Origin of the sequence: Flavimobilis rhizosphaerae (genome assembly GCF_014852685.1) — a bacterium.
GTDB classification, from domain to species: Bacteria; Actinomycetota; Actinomycetes; order Actinomycetales; family Cellulomonadaceae; genus Flavimobilis; species Flavimobilis rhizosphaerae.
The window spans coordinates 24,432-40,850 of sequence record NZ_JACZDF010000008.1 but is presented as its reverse complement, the minus strand read 5'-3'; the positions used below and the strand labels follow the sequence as shown (position 1 = coordinate 40,850).

General features: G+C 72.5%; 12 protein-coding genes. 3 read left to right on the top strand and 9 right to left on the bottom strand.

What is annotated here, in order from left to right:
* Positions 1 to 55: 55 nt before the first annotated feature.
* The 3 genes from dxs to IGS67_RS12540 all read right to left on the bottom strand — a co-directional run bounded on the left by dxs (position 56) and on the right by IGS67_RS12540 (position 3,598).
* The gene (gene dxs / locus IGS67_RS12550; protein ID WP_192281686.1) at positions 56 to 1,927 is read right to left on the bottom strand and encodes a 1-deoxy-D-xylulose-5-phosphate synthase; all 1,872 of its coding nucleotides are present in this window, start codon (positions 1,925 to 1,927) and stop codon (positions 56 to 58) included.
* Positions 1,928 to 2,093: 166 nt separating this feature from the next.
* Positions 2,094 to 2,333, bottom strand: coding sequence for a hypothetical protein (locus IGS67_RS12545; RefSeq protein WP_102508492.1), 240 nt, complete (start codon positions 2,331 to 2,333; stop codon positions 2,094 to 2,096).
* 11 nt (positions 2,334 to 2,344) lie between these two features.
* On the bottom strand, positions 2,345 to 3,598 hold the full coding sequence (locus tag IGS67_RS12540; RefSeq protein WP_328742678.1) for an inorganic phosphate transporter: 1,254 nt from the start codon (positions 3,596 to 3,598) through the stop codon (positions 2,345 to 2,347).
* Between the two features lie 257 nt (positions 3,599 to 3,855).
* On the opposite strand from IGS67_RS12540, the gene guaB1 reads away from it, so the two are divergent.
* On the top strand, positions 3,856 to 5,304 hold the full coding sequence (gene guaB1, locus IGS67_RS12535; protein ID WP_192281683.1) for a GMP reductase: 1,449 nt from the start codon (positions 3,856 to 3,858) through the stop codon (positions 5,302 to 5,304).
* A gap of 18 nt (positions 5,305 to 5,322) precedes the next feature.
* Here the strand turns inward: guaB1 and IGS67_RS12530 are convergent, their stop codons facing one another.
* On the bottom strand, positions 5,323 to 6,057 hold the full coding sequence (locus IGS67_RS12530; protein ID WP_192281680.1) for a class I SAM-dependent methyltransferase: 735 nt from the start codon (positions 6,055 to 6,057) through the stop codon (positions 5,323 to 5,325).
* Between the two features lie 131 nt (positions 6,058 to 6,188).
* Here IGS67_RS12530 and IGS67_RS12525 point away from each other — a divergent pair, with 131 nt between their 5' ends.
* Both IGS67_RS12525 and IGS67_RS12520 read left to right on the top strand, forming a co-directional pair.
* Positions 6,189 to 6,866: an NUDIX hydrolase gene (locus IGS67_RS12525; RefSeq protein WP_192281677.1), complete on the top strand. Its 678-nt coding sequence runs from the start codon at positions 6,189 to 6,191 to the stop codon at positions 6,864 to 6,866.
* Positions 6,863 to 7,861, top strand: coding sequence for an aminoglycoside phosphotransferase family protein (locus IGS67_RS12520; protein ID WP_192281674.1), 999 nt, complete (start codon positions 6,863 to 6,865; stop codon positions 7,859 to 7,861). Before IGS67_RS12525 ends, IGS67_RS12520 begins: the two co-directional genes overlap by 4 nt.
* 96 nt (positions 7,862 to 7,957) lie before the next feature.
* Here the strand turns inward: IGS67_RS12520 and IGS67_RS12515 are convergent, their stop codons facing one another.
* The 5 genes from IGS67_RS12515 to IGS67_RS12495 all read right to left on the bottom strand — a co-directional run bounded on the left by IGS67_RS12515 (position 7,958) and on the right by IGS67_RS12495 (position 16,409).
* Entirely contained in the window at positions 7,958 to 8,392 is a 435-nt protein-coding gene (locus IGS67_RS12515; RefSeq protein ID WP_192281671.1) for a DUF1801 domain-containing protein, read from the bottom strand.
* A gap of 104 nt (positions 8,393 to 8,496) precedes the next feature.
* Complete coding sequence (locus tag IGS67_RS12510) at positions 8,497 to 9,837, bottom strand: serpin family protein (RefSeq protein WP_192281668.1); 1,341 nt, start codon at positions 9,835 to 9,837, stop codon at positions 8,497 to 8,499.
* Between the two features lie 231 nt (positions 9,838 to 10,068).
* Positions 10,069 to 12,825 (bottom strand): aconitate hydratase AcnA, encoded by a 2,757-nt coding sequence (gene acnA / locus IGS67_RS12505; protein ID WP_192281666.1) that lies wholly within the window; start codon positions 12,823 to 12,825, stop codon positions 10,069 to 10,071.
* A 234-nt stretch (positions 12,826 to 13,059) separates the two neighbouring features.
* Positions 13,060 to 14,412 (bottom strand): class I SAM-dependent RNA methyltransferase, encoded by a 1,353-nt coding sequence (locus IGS67_RS12500; RefSeq protein WP_192281663.1) that lies wholly within the window; start codon positions 14,410 to 14,412, stop codon positions 13,060 to 13,062.
* A complete protein-coding gene (locus tag IGS67_RS12495; RefSeq protein ID WP_192281660.1) occupies positions 14,409 to 16,409 on the bottom strand; it encodes an APC family permease in 2,001 nt (666 codons plus the stop codon). The genes IGS67_RS12500 and IGS67_RS12495 overlap by 4 nt, the downstream gene beginning before the upstream one ends.
* Positions 16,410 to 16,419: the final 10 nt, after the last annotated feature.

The following is a 16,419-nucleotide window of genomic DNA, read 5'->3' as shown; positions in this document are numbered from 1 at the left end:
CCCGGCACGCCGTGCCGAGCCCCCCGCGCGGACCGACACCGGGACGCGTCCGGGCTTAGCGTCCGAGCGCCCGCACGACATCCGCGACGACGTCGCCCGCCGACATCCGGTGCGCCTCGACGACCTGGTCGCGCGATGCGTGATCGAGGAACGACGTCGGCAGTCCGACCGTCCGCACCGTCGTGCCCACACCGTCGCGCGCGCACGCCTCGGCGATCGCCGCACCGATGCCGCCCGACGCGAGACCGTCCTCGAGCGTCACGACGAGGTCGTGCTCGCCAGCCGCCTTGACGACGCCCGACGGCACCGGAAGCACCCACGTCGGAGCGAGGACCGTCGACGGCACGCCAAGCGCTGCGAGCTCCGCCCCCGCGGCGAGCGCCGTCCGCACCATCGCGCCGATCCCGACGAGCAGCACGCGCGGCCCCTCGCCCGGGTGCTCAGCGAGCACGTCGACGTCGTCGAGCGTCCCGACCGCCGGCAGCGGATCGCCCAGCGCACCCTTGGGGTAGCGCACGACCGTCGGCGCGTCGTCGACCGCGACCGCGTCCCTCAGCGCTGCACGCATCGTCGCCTCGTCGCGCGGCGCCGCGAGCCGTAGCCCCGGGACGATCCGCAGCATCGCGAGATCCCACATGCCGTTGTGGCTGGCCCCGTCGTCCCCTGTGATACCCGCACGGTCGAGCACGAACGTCACGCCCGCCCGGTGGAGCGCGACGTCCATGAGCACCTGGTCGAACGCGCGGTTGAGGAACGTCGCGTAGAGCGCGACGACAGGGTGCAGACCCGCGAACGCCATGCCGGCCGCGGCGGTCACCGCGTGCTGCTCGGCGATGCCGACGTCGAACGTGCGGTCGGGGAACCGCTCCGCGAACGGGGCGAGGCCGACCGGAGCGAGCATCGCCGCCGTGATGCCGACGACGTCGGGACGCGACTCGCCGATGCGGACGATCTCGTCGGCAAAGACGCTCGTCCACCCGAAGCGTGAGGGCGCGACGGGCAGGCCCGTCTCGGGATGGATCTGCCCGACCGCGTGGAAGCGGTCGGCGATGTCCTGCTCCGCGGGGATGTAGCCGCGGCCCTTCTCCGTCATGACGTGGACGAGAACCGGCCCTCCGTAGGCCTTCGCCGCGGCGAGCGCCCGCTCGAGCGACTCCGTGTCGTGCCCGTCGACCGGCCCCACGTACTTGAGGCCGAGGTCCTCGAAGAGCCCCTGCGGCGCCAGCGCGTCCTTGACGCCCTTCTTGAGCGCGTGCAGCGCGTCGTACGCCATTCGCCCGGGCACGCCCGAGCGGGTGAGGGTTCGCTTACCCCAGCGCAGGAACTCCTCGTAGCCGCGCGTCGTACGCAGCGTGTCGAGGTGGTGCGCAAGGCCGCCGATCGTCGGCGCATAGCTGCGCCCGTTGTCGTTGACGACGATGACGAGCCGTTCGTCGTCGGACGCCGCGATGTTGTTGAGGGCCTCCCAGGCCATACCGCCCGTGAGCGCACCGTCGCCGATGACCGCGACGACGTGCCGGTCGGTGCGCCCCGCGAGGAGGTTCGCCTTGGCGATGCCGTCGGCCCACGACAGCGAGGTCGAGGCGTGGGAGTTCTCGACAACGTCGTGCTCCGACTCGGCGCGGCTCGGGTAGCCCGAGAGCCCCTCGCGGCGACGCAGCGCGGAGAAGTCCTTGCGGCCTGTGAGCAGCTTGTGGACGTAGGACTGGTGGCCCGTGTCGAAGACGAACGTGTCGCGCGGCGACTCGAAGATGCGGTGCATCGCGATCGTCAGCTCGACGACACCGAGATTGGGGCCGAGGTGGCCGCCGGTCCGGGACACGGAGGAGACGAGGAACGACCGGATCTCCGCCGCGAGCTCGCGGCACTCCTCGGCGCTGAGATCCCTGAGGTCGCCAGGTCCCTCGACGTTCTCGAGCAGGCTCATGCCGTCCTCGTTCCAGGTCGGGTCCGGGCCTCCGGGGCTCCGGGACGGAAGTGTGTTGACCGTCCACTCTACGACGGGACGACCGGCGGACGCGCCACGGGACGTGCCGCGGTGCGGCACGTCCCGTGGGGGTGCGGTGCAGATCCGTGGACCTGCGCCGGAGGACTCAGTGGCCGCCGGCGACGATCCAGAGAATCCCGACGATGACGGCGAGGCTCACGACGCCGAACGCCAGACCGGCGACGGCGCGGCCCCCGGCGGTCACCGCGAGGGTGCCGTCGGGACGCGCCTCGGTGCGGGCGAGGCCCTTGAGGCCGAGCGCGAAGAGTGCGGGCAGGCCGGCGCCGAGCGTGATGCCGACGACGAGGACCTTGACGAGCGAGAGACCGATGTCGGAGAAGTCCACGGGGCGTCCTTTCAGGCGGGGGTCGCGACGCGACGGGGGGCGGGCTCGGCGGCGTCCTCGGCCGGCAGCGGAACCTCAGGGGCCTCGTCGAGCACGGTGACGGTCGCGAGCTTTTCGGCGGGCTGGGCGGCGGGCTCGAGGCCCTCCTCCCAGTCGGCGTTGACGTTGTCCGGGTTCACCGGGGCCCGGCGCGAGCGCAGCCACATCGCGAAGCAGCCGGCCACGAGGATCGCGAAGACCACGAGCATGCCCGTCGCACCACCGATGAGGTGTGCGATCCCCCAGGCGACCGCGCCCATCGCTGCGGCAGCGGGGAGCGTGACGAGCCACGCGACACCCATGCGGCCGGCGACGCCCCAGCGAACCTGGGCACCCGGGCGGCCGACGCCCGAGCCGAGGATCGAGCCGGTTGCGACGTGCGTCGTCGACAGCGGCAGGCCGAGGCTCGAGGAGGTGAGGATGATCGCGGCCGACGAGGTCTCGGCCGCCATGCCCTGCGCGGGCGAGATCTCGACGAGACCCTTGCCGAGGGTGCGGATGACGCGCCACCCACCGAGGTAGGTGCCGAGGCCGATCGCGATCGCGCACGCGGCGATGACCCAGAACGGAATCGTGTCGTCGGCGGTGACGGAGCCGTGCGCGACGAGGGCCAGGAAGATGACACCCATCGTCTTCTGCGCGTCGTTCGTGCCGTGCGCGAGCGAGACGAGCGACGCGGAGCCGACCTGGCCCCAGCGGAACCCCTTCTCCTGCGTCGACTCGGGGACGGTCGCGACGATGCGGTGGACCACCCACGAGCCGATGCCGGCGACAACGCCCGCGACGACGGGGGCGAGCAGCGCGGGGAAGACGATCTTCGCAACAACGCCGTTCCACAGGACGCCCGACGTGCCGAGCGCGACGAGCGCGGCACCGATGAGGCCGCCGAAGAGAGCGTGCGACGAGCTCGACGGGATACCGAGCAGCCACGTGAGGACGTTCCAGAGGATCGCACCGACGAGGCCGGCGAGGACGATGCGGAGCAGGTCCTGCCCACCGACGCCCTCGAGGTTGACGATGCCCTTGGCGACCGTCGCGGCGACCGCGACGGAGAGGAAGGCACCGATGAGGTTGAGGACCGCGGAGAGCGTCACGGCGACCTTGGGCTTGAGAGCACCGGTCGCGATCGACGTCGCCATCGCGTTGCCCGTGTCGTGAAAGCCGTTCGTGAAGTCGAAGGCAAGAGCGGTGATGATCACCAGCAGGAGGATGAGTGTCTCGGCCACATGTCCATTGAGGGTGTCTCGACGCCTCGTGTCTACCCGCCCGACACGCTGTGGCGCGAGATCACGTCGAACGGGCGCGACCTTTCATGCCTCGTTCACCTTCCGTTCACCTTGGGGGTCGGGTGTTTACCCGAGAGGGCTCGCGGACGGCACTGAGGCACCTGGGACGGAGGTCCCAGAGCGCTCAGCGCCCAGGCCCCGGAAGCGGCTGGCGCGGCGCCGCGCGGAGTGTCCGAGCCCCGCCGTACGCTCGTCGCATGCGCTTCCTGCCGGGGCACACCCCCACCCACGACCTCACGTACGGCGACGTCTTCCTCGTCCCGTCCCGCTCCGACGTCGTCTCCCGCTTCGACGTCGACCTCGCGACAGCCGACGGCACCGGCACGACGATCCCCCTCGTCGTCGCCAACATGACGGCGGTCGCCGGTCGTCGCATGGCGGAGACCGTCGCGCGGCGCGGCGGCATGGCGGTCATCCCGCAGGACACGCCCGTCGACGTCGTCGCGAGCGTCATCGCGGACGTGAAGTCCAAGCACACGATCGTCGAGACCCCCGTGACCGTCACTCCCCACGACACGGTGCACACGATCCTCTCGCTCATGGGCAAGCGGTCCCACGGGGCGGCCCTCGTCGTCGACCACGACAGGCTGCTCGGCATCGTCACGGTCGACGACTGCCACGGCGTCGACCGCTTCACCCAGGCACGCGACGTCATGTCGCACGGCCCGGTGACCGTCGACCTCTCGGTCCTCGACGGCCCGGACGGCCTCCGGCACGTGTTCGAGCAGCTCCACGAGGCCCGCAGGCGCATCGCGCCCGTCGTCGACGACGGCCGGCTCGTCGGCGTCGTCACGCGCAAGGGGGCGCTGCGCTCGAGCGTCTACTCCCCCGCCGTCGACACCTCCGGACGGCTGCTCGTCGCGGCGGCCGTCGGTATCAACGGCGACGTCCGCGGCAAGGCCGAGGCGCTCCTCGCAGCCGGTGCGGACACGCTCGTCGTCGACACCGCGCACGGCCACCAGGGCAAGATGCTCGACGCGCTCGCCGCCGTGCGCGCCGCGAACCCCAACGTCCCCGTCGTCGCGGGCAACGTCGTGACGGCCGACGGGGTGTGCGACCTCGTCGAGGCCGGCGCAGACATCGTCAAGGTCGGCGTCGGCCCGGGCGCGATGTGCACGACCCGCATGATGACGGGAGTCGGCCGACCCCAGCTCTCGGCCGTCCTCGAGTGCGCGGCCGCCGCGCGCGAGCTCGGCAAGCACGTGTGGGCGGACGGCGGCGTGCGTCACCCGCGCGACGTCGCGCTCGCGGTCGCGGCGGGTGCGAGCCAGGTGATGATCGGCTCGTGGTTCGCGGGCACGCACGAGTCCCCCGGCGACCTCCACGACGACGGCACGGGCCGTCTCTACAAGGAGTCCTTCGGCATGGCCTCCGCGCGGGCCGTCGCCGCGCGCACCTCGTCGGACGCGGCGTTCGACCGGGCCCGCAAGGGACTCTACGAAGAAGGCATCTCGAGCTCGCGCATGTACCTCGACCCGCAGCGCCCGGGCGTCGAGGACCTGCTCGACGAGATCACGTCGGGCCTGCGCTCGTCGTGCACGTACGCGGGCGCTCGCTCGCTCGGGGAGTTCGCGGAGCGCGCCGTCGTCGGGCTGCAGTCCGCCGCCGGCTACGAGGAGGGACGCCCGCTCCCCGCGGGCTGGTGAACGGGCAGTCGCCCGGCGTCAGCGACGCCGGGCGACGAACGCCTCCGTGACGTAGGGGAGGTCGACGCGGGGGTCGGTGGCGCTCCGCGGCGCGACCGTCGCGGCGAGCCGACGCACCGCGGCAGCGACCTGCGCACGACGCTCCTCGCCCGCCTCGACGACGTACGACCGAGTCGCGGCGAGGGCGACGAGGTCGTCGACCGACATGGGGAGCGTCCACCTCTCCGCACGGTGCTCGGGCGTCGTCAAGACGCCGCCGAGCTCGGGTGCGGCGACGCGGGTGGGCGGCGCGACGCCGTCACCGAACACCCGGCCGAGCTCGCGCACCCACGGCACGGACTCGTCCCGCGTGTTCCACACGACGCCGAGGGTGCCGCCCGGGCGCAGCACGCGCGCGACCTCGCGCACGGCGACGGGCTCGTCGACCCAGTGCCACGCCTGTCCGACGACGACCGCGTCGACGCTCGCGTCCGCCAGCGGGATGCGTTCGGCCGTGCCGACGTGCCGTTCGACGTCGAGGCGCTCACCGAGGATGTCGAGCATCCGCGCGTCGGGGTCGACCGCGACGACCTCACGGCCGAGGGACGCGACAGCACGCGCAAGCTTGCCGGTACCCGCACCAAGGTCGAGCACACGGTGGGCGTCACCCACGAGGAACGCGACGGTTGCCGCAGGGTAGTCGGGCCTCACCGCGTCATAGAGCGCGGCGACCTCGCCGAAGCGGCGCGCCCCGGCACCGCCTGCCGGCGTCATCGCCGGACGGCACGCACGGCGAGAGCGGCGCCCACGGCAAGGACCTGACCTGCGACACGCGTGACGATCTTCATGGCCCGACGCTAGCGCGCGCCCCTTCACCCCACCACCGGGCGACGTAGGGTCGAGGCGTGACGACGACCGACGACGCCCTCGGCCAGCTCCGGGCCCTCGCACGCACCGGGGTCGACTGGGGCGCGCGCACCGGCGCAGTCGTGTACACCGGCCCCGGGCAGCGACCAGCGTCGGTCCTCGTCCTGCTCGGCCGGCTCGACGGCGTGCCGGCGCAGCACGATACGCCGCTCGTCCCGGCTGACCTCGACGTGCTCCTCGTGCGGCGCGCCGCGACCCTCCGGCAGCACGCAGGACAGGTCGCGTTCCCCGGCGGACGGCAGGACCCCGAGGACTCCGGCCCGGTCGCGGCCGCGCTGCGCGAGGCCGAGGAGGAGACCGGGCTCGACCCGGCGGGCGTCGAGGTCCTCGGGACGCTCGGCACGCTGCCGCTGCCCGTGAGCGACCACCTCGTCACCCCCGTCCTCGCCTGGTGGGCGCGGCCCACGCCCGTCGCGGTCGTCGACCACGGCGAGTCCGCACAGGTCTTCCGCGCACCCGTCGCGGATCTCGTCGACCCCGCCCACCGGCGGACCGCGACCCTCACGCGCGGCGCGCGCACGTACCGGGGCCCCGCGTTCCTCGTCGGAGACAACCTCGTGTGGGGCTTCACCGCGCTCGTCCTCACCGAGCTGCTCGGGGCGCTCGGCTGGGACGAGCCGTGGGACCACGCGCGGCTCGTCGAGGTCGACGCGTGACACAGGCACCGCCCGCCGACGTCGACGTCACGGTCGACCTCGTACGCAGCCTGCTCGCTGAGCAGCACCCGGACCTCGCCGACCTGCCGCTCACCGTCGTCGCGCACGGCTGGGACAACGTCGTCCTGCGCCTCGGCGACGACCTCGCGGTGCGGGTGCCCCGGCGCACCGAGGCCGCGCGGCTCGTCGAGCACGAGCTGCGGGCGCTGCCCGTCCTCGCCCCGCGGCTGCCCGTCCCCGTCCCCAGGGCCGTGCGCGCGGGGAGGCCGTCGGCCGCGCTCGGGTACCCGTGGGTGTGGGCGGTCGTGCCGTGGACCGAGGGCGTCGTCGTGGCCGAGCTCGAGCGTGCGGCCCGCGCGCCGCTCGCGGAGCCGCTCGCCGACGTCCTCGTCGCGCTCCACACGCCCGCTCCCGCGGACGCACCGCACAACCCCGTGCGCGGGGTCCCGCTCGCGACGCGCTCCGGCGCCGTGCGGGAGCGTCTCGCCCGTCTTGCCGCGCCGGGCGGGTACCTCACGACGTCGGGGCTCGTGCCGACGTCGGTCGACGACGGTCGCGCACCGGTCGCTGCCATCCGCGCGGCGCTCGAGCGCCTGTGGGACGACAGCCTCCCAGCCCCGGTCCACACGGGACCACCGTCGTGGGTGCACGGCGGCCTCCACGCCGCGAACCTCGTCGCGACGCCTGGCGCGGCGCCCGCACTTGCCGCCGTCGTCGACTGGGGCGACATCACCGCGGGCGACCCCGCGACGGACCTCGCAGCCGCGTGGCTCGTCCTCGACGCGGGCGCCCGCCAGCGGTTCTGGGACCGGCTCCGCGCGGGCCACCACCCCGTCGTCGAGGACGCGGCGGCGCGCGCACGTGCCCGGGCGTGGGCGCTCAGCATGGCGACGGCCATGGCCGAGCATGCCGCACCCGGCACCGGGTACCATGCGCTCGCGACCGGCGCGCTCGCCGAGCTGCTCGGGCTGCGGGCGCCGACGGGCTCACGCTGACTCGGGGCCCTCGTGGGACGTGCCCCGGTGGCTCGTGAGGCCGGGCCCGTGGTGGCGTCCCGGCGACGGTTCCCGCACCGTGTGCCGCGTCCGCGATCAGCCCTCCGCGTGGTGGTCCATGACCCCGCGCGTCACGGTCGCGTACGAGGCGCGGAGCATCTCCTCGAGGACGTCCATGTCGACCCTGTCGAGGTTCGTCACGTACACGCAGGCCTTCGACGCCCGGTGCGGGCCGAGCCTCGCGAGGCGTTCCGCGTGCGGGCCCGTTCCCTCGGGGAGGTAGATCGTCATCGCGGCCTTGCGCGGGGAGAAGCTCGCGGCCGCAGCCTCTCCTGTCCTCCCCGAGTCGTAGGCGTACGTGTAGCGGCCGAAGCCGACGATCGTCGGCCCCCACATGACCGCCTCCTCGCCCGTGAGCCGCGCAAGGAGGTCGTGCAGGCGCCAGCCGTCGCGACGCCGGACGGGATGCTCGACCGCGTCGAGGAAGGCACCGACGGCCGCGTCGGTCGGGTGGGTGAGGTTCTCGGTCACAGGAGGAGTCTGCCCTTGTCCGTCGCGCCCGGGCGAGGGTGCGACGTGCGCGAGGACGTCTCACCTGCGGGTGCTCCGCACGCGCAGGTGAGGTCGACGCTCGGTCAGCGTGGGTCGTCGACCGCCGCAAGGAGGACGGGCCAGCCCGTCGTCGAGTCGGACACGGTGACGAGGAACGGCCGGTCGACACGCAGCGTCGTCGGGGGTGTCACGGGTGCGCTCACGACGCGCACGCCGATCTCGGTGACCGCCGCGGCGCGCGTGCCGTCCTCGTCGAGCCGCAGGACGGCCTGCTGCACCGCCTGGTCGACGGACCCGGGGCGTGCCTGCTCCGCGAGAATCTGGTCGATGCCAGAGCGTTCCTCGGACACGAGGTGGCCGAGCCCCGCCGCCTTGAGGGCTCCCACAAGGTCGACCCTGCTCTCGAGGTCCACCTTCGGCAGCCACAGCTCGACCGCTGAGGGCTTGGCAGCATCGAGCGCCGCCGTGAGCCTGCCGAGAACGGCACGGTCAGGGCGTCGGACGTCGGTGTCCTCGGGTGGCAGGACGACGTCGGTGTGCAGGCCGGGCCCGTCCGTCGTCGCGTAGCGCAGGCGGACCGCCTGCCACCCGTCGACCGCGGCGTGGGCCGCCTCGAGCTCCCCGCGCATCGTCGCGACCTGCGTGACCGTGCCGTCGGTCAGGTGGAACGGCGCGTCCGATGTCAGCCGGGCGTCGAAGGGCCGCTCCCAGCGCGCGGCGAGCGCCACGGCGTCCTGGAGGACCATGACAAGGTCCGGGCTCGGGGTCATGGCCGAGCGTTCCACGAGGCCGCCCGTGTGCTCGGACACCCAGGCGTGCAGCGGGTGGAGCCCGTCGTCCGTCGCGAGGTCGGTGCGGAGAACGCCCGCGCCGTAGACCTGCCACAGCGTGTCGAGGTAACCCTCCGCCGCGCGCTCGTCGTCGTCGACGACGAGCTGGCTCGCCTGGTGGACGACAGGACGCTCGGGCAGCTCGTCCCCGCCGACGAGCCCCGGGTCGCCCTCGTAGTCTCCGAGCGAGCCGCGCAGCGCGACGACGGCCGCATGCCGGGCGCTGCCGGACGCGCCGAGCACGTCCTCGGTTGCGGCAAGGCCCACACCGCTCGCGCCGTCGGCGAGCATCGACAGCGCGACGTAGAGGCTCGAGGGCGACACGACGACGCCCGCACCCGGCTCGGCGGCACTGAGCGCCGCAAGGCCGAGCGACCAGGTCGCGTCGACGACCGGACCGACGTCTGCCCCCGGGTCCGCGACGAGGCGCGTACCGGCCCCGACATGGAGTCCGACCGCGCCGCGGTCGCCACCCGGTCCGACCGTGTCGATCCCGCCGGCACATCCGCTGAGCATGCTCGCCGCTCCCATCGCCATGATCACCCACGCTGCCGCGCGGCGTCGTGACCGGCCCGCTCCACCATTGCTCGTCATGACCGCTCTGTGTCGTGACGACGCTCGTGCTTGCAGGTCGTCGACACGCAGGTCAGCCCACCGTCGCACGCCACACGTCAGCCTCGCCGAGGACGACCTCAGTCCGGGACACGACGGCGCGACCGGCGCCGGGTGCAGCGCAGAGCCGGCGACGCCCCCGCCACCACACGGCGGCAGGACGCCGACGGGGCGTCCACCGTGCGGTGGACGCCCCGGCGGGTGGTGCGTGCGTCAGGCTGCGACGAGCGAGCGCAGGACGTACTGGAGGATGCCACCGTTGCGGTAGTAGTCAGCCTCTCCGGGCGTGTCGATGCGGACGACCGCGTCGAACGCGACGACCGAGCCGTCGGCCCTCGTCGCCGTCACGGCGACGGTCGCCGGCGTCGTGCCCTCGTTGAGCGCCGTGATGCCCGCGATCGAGAACGTCTCCGTGCCGTCGAGGCCGAGGGAGTCAGCCGACTCCCCCGCCGGGAACTGGAGCGGGAGGACGCCCATGCCGATGAGGTTGGAGCGGTGGATCCGCTCGAAGCTCTCGGTGATGACGGCCTTGACGCCGAGGAGAGCAGTGCCCTTGGCCGCCCAGTCGCGCGACGAGCCGGAGCCGTACTCCTTGCCGCCGAGGATGACGAGCGGAGTCCCCTGCGCGGCGTAGTTCTGCGCCGCGTCGTAGATCGCCGCCTGCTCGCCCGTCGTGAAGTCGAGCGTGTAGCCACCCTCGACACCGTCGAGGAGCTGGTTGCGCAGGCGGATGTTCGCGAACGTGCCGCGGATCATCACCTCGTGGTTGCCTCGGCGCGAGCCGTAGGAGTTGAAGTCACGACGCTCGACGCCGTGCTCCGCGAGGTAGCGGCCCGCCGGCGAGTCGACCTTGATCGCGCCCGCGGGCGAGATGTGGTCGGTCGTCACGGAGTCGCCAAGCTTCGCGAGGACGCGTGCGTCCACGATGTCGGAGACGGGCTCGGGCGTCATCGTCATGCCCTCGAAATACGGGGGCTTGCGGACGTACGTGGAGTCGGCGTCCCACTCGAAGACGTCACCCTCGGGCGTCTGCAGCGCGCGCCACTTCTCGTCGCCCGCGAAGACGTCCGCGTAGTCGTCCTCGAACATCTTGCGGTCGATCGACGAGTCGATCGTCGCCTGGACCTCCTCGGCGGACGGCCAGATGTCGCGGAGGAAGACGGGCGTGCCGTCGGCGTCGCGGCCGAGGGGCTCGTGCTCGAAGTCGAACTCCATCGTGCCGGCGAGCGCGTAAGCGATGACGAGCGGCGGCGACGCAAGGTAGTTCATCTTGACGTCGGGGTTGATGCGGCCTTCGAAGTTGCGGTTCCCCGAGAGCACCGAGACGACGGCGAGGTCGTGCTCGTTGACGACGGCCGAGACCTCGTCGGCGAGCGGGCCCGAGTTGCCGATGCACGTCGCGCAGCCATAGCCGACGAGGTGGAAGCCGAGCTTCTCGAGGTACGGCCAGAGGCCGGCCTTCTCGTAGTAGTTCGTGACGACCTGCGAGCCGGGAGCCATCGACGTCTTCACCCACGGCTTGGCGACGAGTCCGCGCTCGACGGCCTTCTTCGCGAGGATGCCCGCGGCCATCATCACGGACGGGTTGGAGGTGTTCGTGCACGAGGTGATCGACGCGATCGCGACTGCGCCGTGGAAGAGCTCGTAGGTCTCCCCCTCAGGGGTCGTCACGGGGAACGTCGGACGCACAGGCTCGGAGAACGCGGGCGCGTCCGAGGCAGGGAATGACTCGATCTCAGCTTGGTCGACGGCGTTGACGATGCCGTCGACGTAGTTCGGCAGGTCCCGCTCGAACGCGGCCTTGGCGTGCGAGAGCTCGATGCGGTCCTGAGGCCGCTTGGGGCCGGCGATCGACGGGACGACCGTCGAGAGGTCGAGCTCGAGGTACTCGGAGTACACGGGCTCGACGTAGTTCTCGGCCGTCGGGTCGAGCCAGAGACCCTGCTCCTTGGCGTAGGCCTCGACGAGCGCGAGCTGCTCCTCGGAGCGGCCGGTGAGGCGCAGGTAGTCGAGCGTGATGGCGTCGATCGGGAAGATCGCGGCCGTCGAGCCGAACTCCGGGCTCATGTTGCCGATCGTCGCACGGTTCGCGAGCGGCACCTGGGCGACGCCGTCGCCGTAGAACTCGACGAACTTGCCGACGACGCCGTGCTCTCGCAGCATCTGGGTGATCGTGAGGACGACGTCGGTCGCGGTGACGCCCGAGGGGATCTGGCCGTTGAGCTTGAAGCCGACGACGCGCGGGATGAGCATCGAGACGGGCTGGCCGAGCATGGCGGCCTCGGCCTCGATGCCGCCGACGCCCCAGCCGAGGACGCCGAGGCCGTTGACCATCGTCGTGTGCGAGTCGGTGCCGACGCAGGTGTCGGGGTAGGCGCGCAGGACGCCGCCGACCTCACGCGTCATGACGACGCGCGCGAGGTACTCGATGTTGACCTGGTGGACGATGCCGGTGCCCGGGGGGACGACCTTGAAGTCGTCGAAGGCCGTCTGGCCCCAGCGGAGGAACTGGTAGCGCTCGTGGTTGCGCTCGTACTCGATCTCGACGTTGCGACGGAACGCGTCGGCGCGGCCCGCGACGTCGATCTGCACGGAGTGGTCGATGACGAGCTCGGCCGGTGCGAGCGGGTTGATGCGGCTCGCGTCGCCGCCGAGGTCGGCGACCGCCTCGCGCATGGTGGCGAGGTCGACGACGCACGGCACGCCGGTGAAGTCCTGCATGATGACACGGCCAGGGGTGAACTGGATCTCGGTGTCCGGCTGCGCGTCAGGGTCCCAGCCCGCGAGTGCGCGGACGTGGTCGGCGGTGATGTTCGCGCCGTCCTCGGTGCGCAGGAGGTTCTCCGCGAGGACCTTGAGCGCGTACGGGAGGCGCTCGACGCCCTCGACGGCGCTGAGCCGGAAGATCTCGTACGAGGTCCCTCCGACGTCGAGCGTTCCCTTGGCACCGAACGAGTCGACTGTGCTCACGATGACTCCTCACTCCTCACGATCGTCCGTGGCGTGCGAGTGCACCGCTCACGGGTCTGGGCGTGCGGGGCGGGCCCCGCGTCGACCGTGGGCGCACGTCGGCCTCGACGGTGTCCGCGGTCGCTCCACTCTACCATTTATCTTGACGTCAAGATAAGTCACGTCGTGCTGACGTTATTCCTCATCGTCCCAGCAGCCGGACGTCTCGTCGCGGGCGTTCCCCCACGCCTCCGGTCACGCGCGGTCGAGGACCGCGACGCACTCGACGTGGTGCGTCATCGGGAACAGGTCGAAGGCTCGCAGGCCCGACAGCACATAACCCGCCTCGCCGAGCAGCCCGACGTCCCGGGCGAGCGACGCCGGGTCGCACGCCACGTGGACGACGCGCCGCGGCGCGAGCGCCACGACCGCGTCGAGGACACGGCGACCGGCACCCGCGCGCGGCGGGTCGAGCACGACGACGTCCGCTCCCCCCGACGCACCGTGCTCGCCCGACGCGAGCACCTGCGCCACGTCACCGACGTGGAGCTCGACGTGCGACGCCTCGTGGAGCGCCCGGCGCGCGTCGCGCACCGCCCGCTCGTCGCCCTCGACCGTGACGACACGGCCCGCGGCACCCACCGCGTCCGCGAGCGGCGCAGAAAAGAGCCCGGCCCCCGAGAAGAGGTCGACGACCCGCCCACCGTCGACGTCGCCGACCGCGTCGAGCACCGCCGACGCGAGCAGGCCCGGAGCCTCGCGGTGCACCTGCCAGAAGCCGTCGGCCGCGACCCGGTACGCGTAGTCGCGGCCACCCACCGCCACCGTCTCGACGACCGTGCGGCGGGCGTTGGGCCGCTGGTCCGGCACACCGAGATGGCCCGGGACGCCGTCGACGAGCAGAAGTCCCGGAGCGCCGCCCGCGGGTGCCACGAGCTCGAGCCGCGACCCTGGCCGCCACCGGCGCGAGAAGACGCCCTCGGCCCGCGCCAGCTCCGTAACGCCCTCGGTCGCAAGCGGCATCGCACGCAGCGCGTGGACGTCGTGCGAGCGGTACCCGAGCATGCCCGCTCGCCCCTCGTCGTCGGCCACGAGGTCGATGCGTGTGCGCCAGCCGAGCCCGCCGCGCTCGTCGTCGCCCGGCGCTGCCTCGACCATCACGTCGCGGCCGAGCCCCGCGATGCGCGCGAGCTGCTCCGCGACGACCGTCGCCTTCCACGCACGCTGGGCAGGCAGCGCGACGTGCGAGAGCTCGCCCCCGCCCACACCGCCCGGTCCGGCCTCGGGCCACGCGGCCGCGACCCGGTCGGGGCTCGCCTCGAGGACCTCGACCGCGTCACCGCGCCAGAAGCGATCCTTCTCACCTGCCTGGACAAGCCTCACGCGGACCCGCTCCCCCGGCAGCGCGTGCCGCACGAAGATCACACGGCCCTCGTGCCGCGCGACGCAGTGGCCGCCGTGCGCGACCGGCCCGACCTCGACCTCGACGAGCGGGAGGTCGGCAGGCGCAGCAGCCCGCGGCGGGCGCGGGTTCCGGCGTGGGGTGCCGCGACGGGAGTCGTCCGACGATGTGCGGCGGGCGCCGCGGGACGGACGGGGGGAAGTCATGAGGTAGGGCCCTTCGGAGGGTAGAGCTGTGCGTCGGGAGACGCTCCCGCGACCGACGACGCGAGGCGCCACGGTACGGAGGCGACGACGACGCCCGGGGTGAACAGGAGGCGCCCCTTGAGCCGCAGCGCCGACTGGTTGTGGAGCAGCTGCTCCCACCAGTGGCCGACGACGTACTCGGGGATGTAGACGACGACGAGGTCGCGCGGGCTCTCGCGCCGGATCGACCTCACGTACGAGAGCACAGGGCGTGTGATCTCCCGGAACGGCGAGTCGAGCACGCGCAGGGTCACAGGGAGGCCGAGGGACTCCCAGCGTTCGACGAGCGCCGCCGAGTCCTCCTGGTCGACCGCGACCGTCACGGCCTCGAGCGTCGAGGGGCGCGTCGCCCGCGCGTACGCGATCGCGCGCATGACGGGCTTGTGGATCTTCGAGACGAGGACGATCGCATGGACGCGGCTCGGCAGGGCGCGCTCGGTGTCGACGTCCGCGTCGAGCTCGAGCTCGGCAGCGACGGCGTCGTAGTGGCGCCGGATCTTGCGCATGACGAAGAACGCAACAGCCATCGCGAGGATCGCGATCCATGCGCCGTGGAGGAACTTCGTGAGGAGCACGACAACGAGGACCGTCGCCGTGAGCCCGAAGCCGACGATGTTGACCGCGCGCGAACGCTTCATGCGCGACCGCACGCGCGGGTCGTACGCGAGGCGCAGCGCCGACGTCCAGTGCCGGACCATGCCGAGCTGCGAGAGCGTGAAGCTCACGAAGACCCCGACGATGTAGAGCTGGATGAGACGGGTCACCTGTGCGTCGAACGCGACGATGAGGACGATCGCACCGACCGCGAGCGAGATGATGCCGTTGGAGAACGCGAGCCGGTCACCGCGCGTGTGCAGCTGGCGCGGCAGGTAGCCGTCCTTGGCGAGGATCGAGCCGAGAACCGGGAAGCCGTTGAACGCGGTGTTCGCGGCGAGCACGAGGATGAGGCCCGTCGCGGCCGAGATGAGGTAGAACATCGGCGGGAACGACGCGAACACCGTGTGCGCGAGCTGCGAGAGGACCGGCACCTGGACGTAGCCGACGGGAGCGTGACCGTCGATGAGGAGGTCGCGGGCGGGGTCCTCGACGTACGTCGCGCCGGTCGCGATCGCGAGCAGGAGGATCGAGCCGAGCATGAAGGCGGAGATCGCGCCGAGCATCGCGAGCGTCGCCGCGGCGTTGCGCGACTTCGGCGGCCGGAACGCCGGCACGCCGTTGGAGATCGCCTCGACACCCGTGAGAGCCGCGCACCCGGACGCGAACGCGCGCGCGACGAGGAACGCGCCTGCGACGCCGACGAGGCCCTGCTCGTAGGCCGCGCTCGGCACGACCTCGTACGCCGCCGACTCCGCCCGGCCGAGGGTTCCCGTGACGTACTGGACGAAGCCCGTGATCGCGGTCGCGCCGACCGCGATCATGAAGAGGTAGACGGGCACCGCGAAGAGCCGGCCCGACTCCTTGACGCCCCGGAGGTTCACGAGGGTGAGCAGCACGACGAGGCCGACGGCGAGGAGGGTCTCGTGGCCCCGGAGCGCGGGGAACGCCGTCGCCGCGTACTGGGCGCCTGACGAGATCGAGACCGCGACGGTGAGGACGTAGTCGACGAGAAGCGCGCTCGCGACCGTGAGGCCCGAGGTCTTCCCGAGGTTCTCCGTCGCGATCTCGTAGTCGCCTCCTCCCGAGGGGTAGGCGTGGACGTTCTGCCGGTACGAGAGGACGACCGTCACGAGGACGAGGACGACCCCGAGCCCGACCCACGGCGAGAGCGCCGTCGCCGCGATGCCAGCGAGTGCAAGGGTCAGGAGGATCTCGTCGGGCGCGTACGCGACCGACGAGAGGGCGTCCGACGCGAAGATCGGCAGGGCGATGCGTTTGGGCAGCAGCGTGTGGCCGAGGCCGTCGCTGCGCACGGGCCGCCCGAGGAGGAGACGCTTGCCAGCGTCCACGATGTCCGACACAAGGACCCAT

Coding starts and splice junctions, on each gene's coding strand:
- dxs (WP_192281686.1), bottom strand. CDS start 1,927: ATGAGCCTGCTCGAGAACGTCGAGGGACCTGGCGACCTCAGGGATCTC.
- guaB1 (WP_192281683.1), top strand. CDS start 3,856: ATGCGCTTCCTGCCGGGGCACACCCCCACCCACGACCTCACGTACGGC.
- IGS67_RS12530 (WP_192281680.1), bottom strand. CDS start 6,057: ATGACGCCGGCAGGCGGTGCCGGGGCGCGCCGCTTCGGCGAGGTCGCC.
- IGS67_RS12510 (WP_192281668.1), bottom strand. CDS start 9,837: ATGACGAGCAATGGTGGAGCGGGCCGGTCACGACGCCGCGCGGCAGCG.
- IGS67_RS12500 (WP_192281663.1), bottom strand. CDS start 14,412: ATGACTTCCCCCCGTCCGTCCCGCGGCGCCCGCCGCACATCGTCGGAC.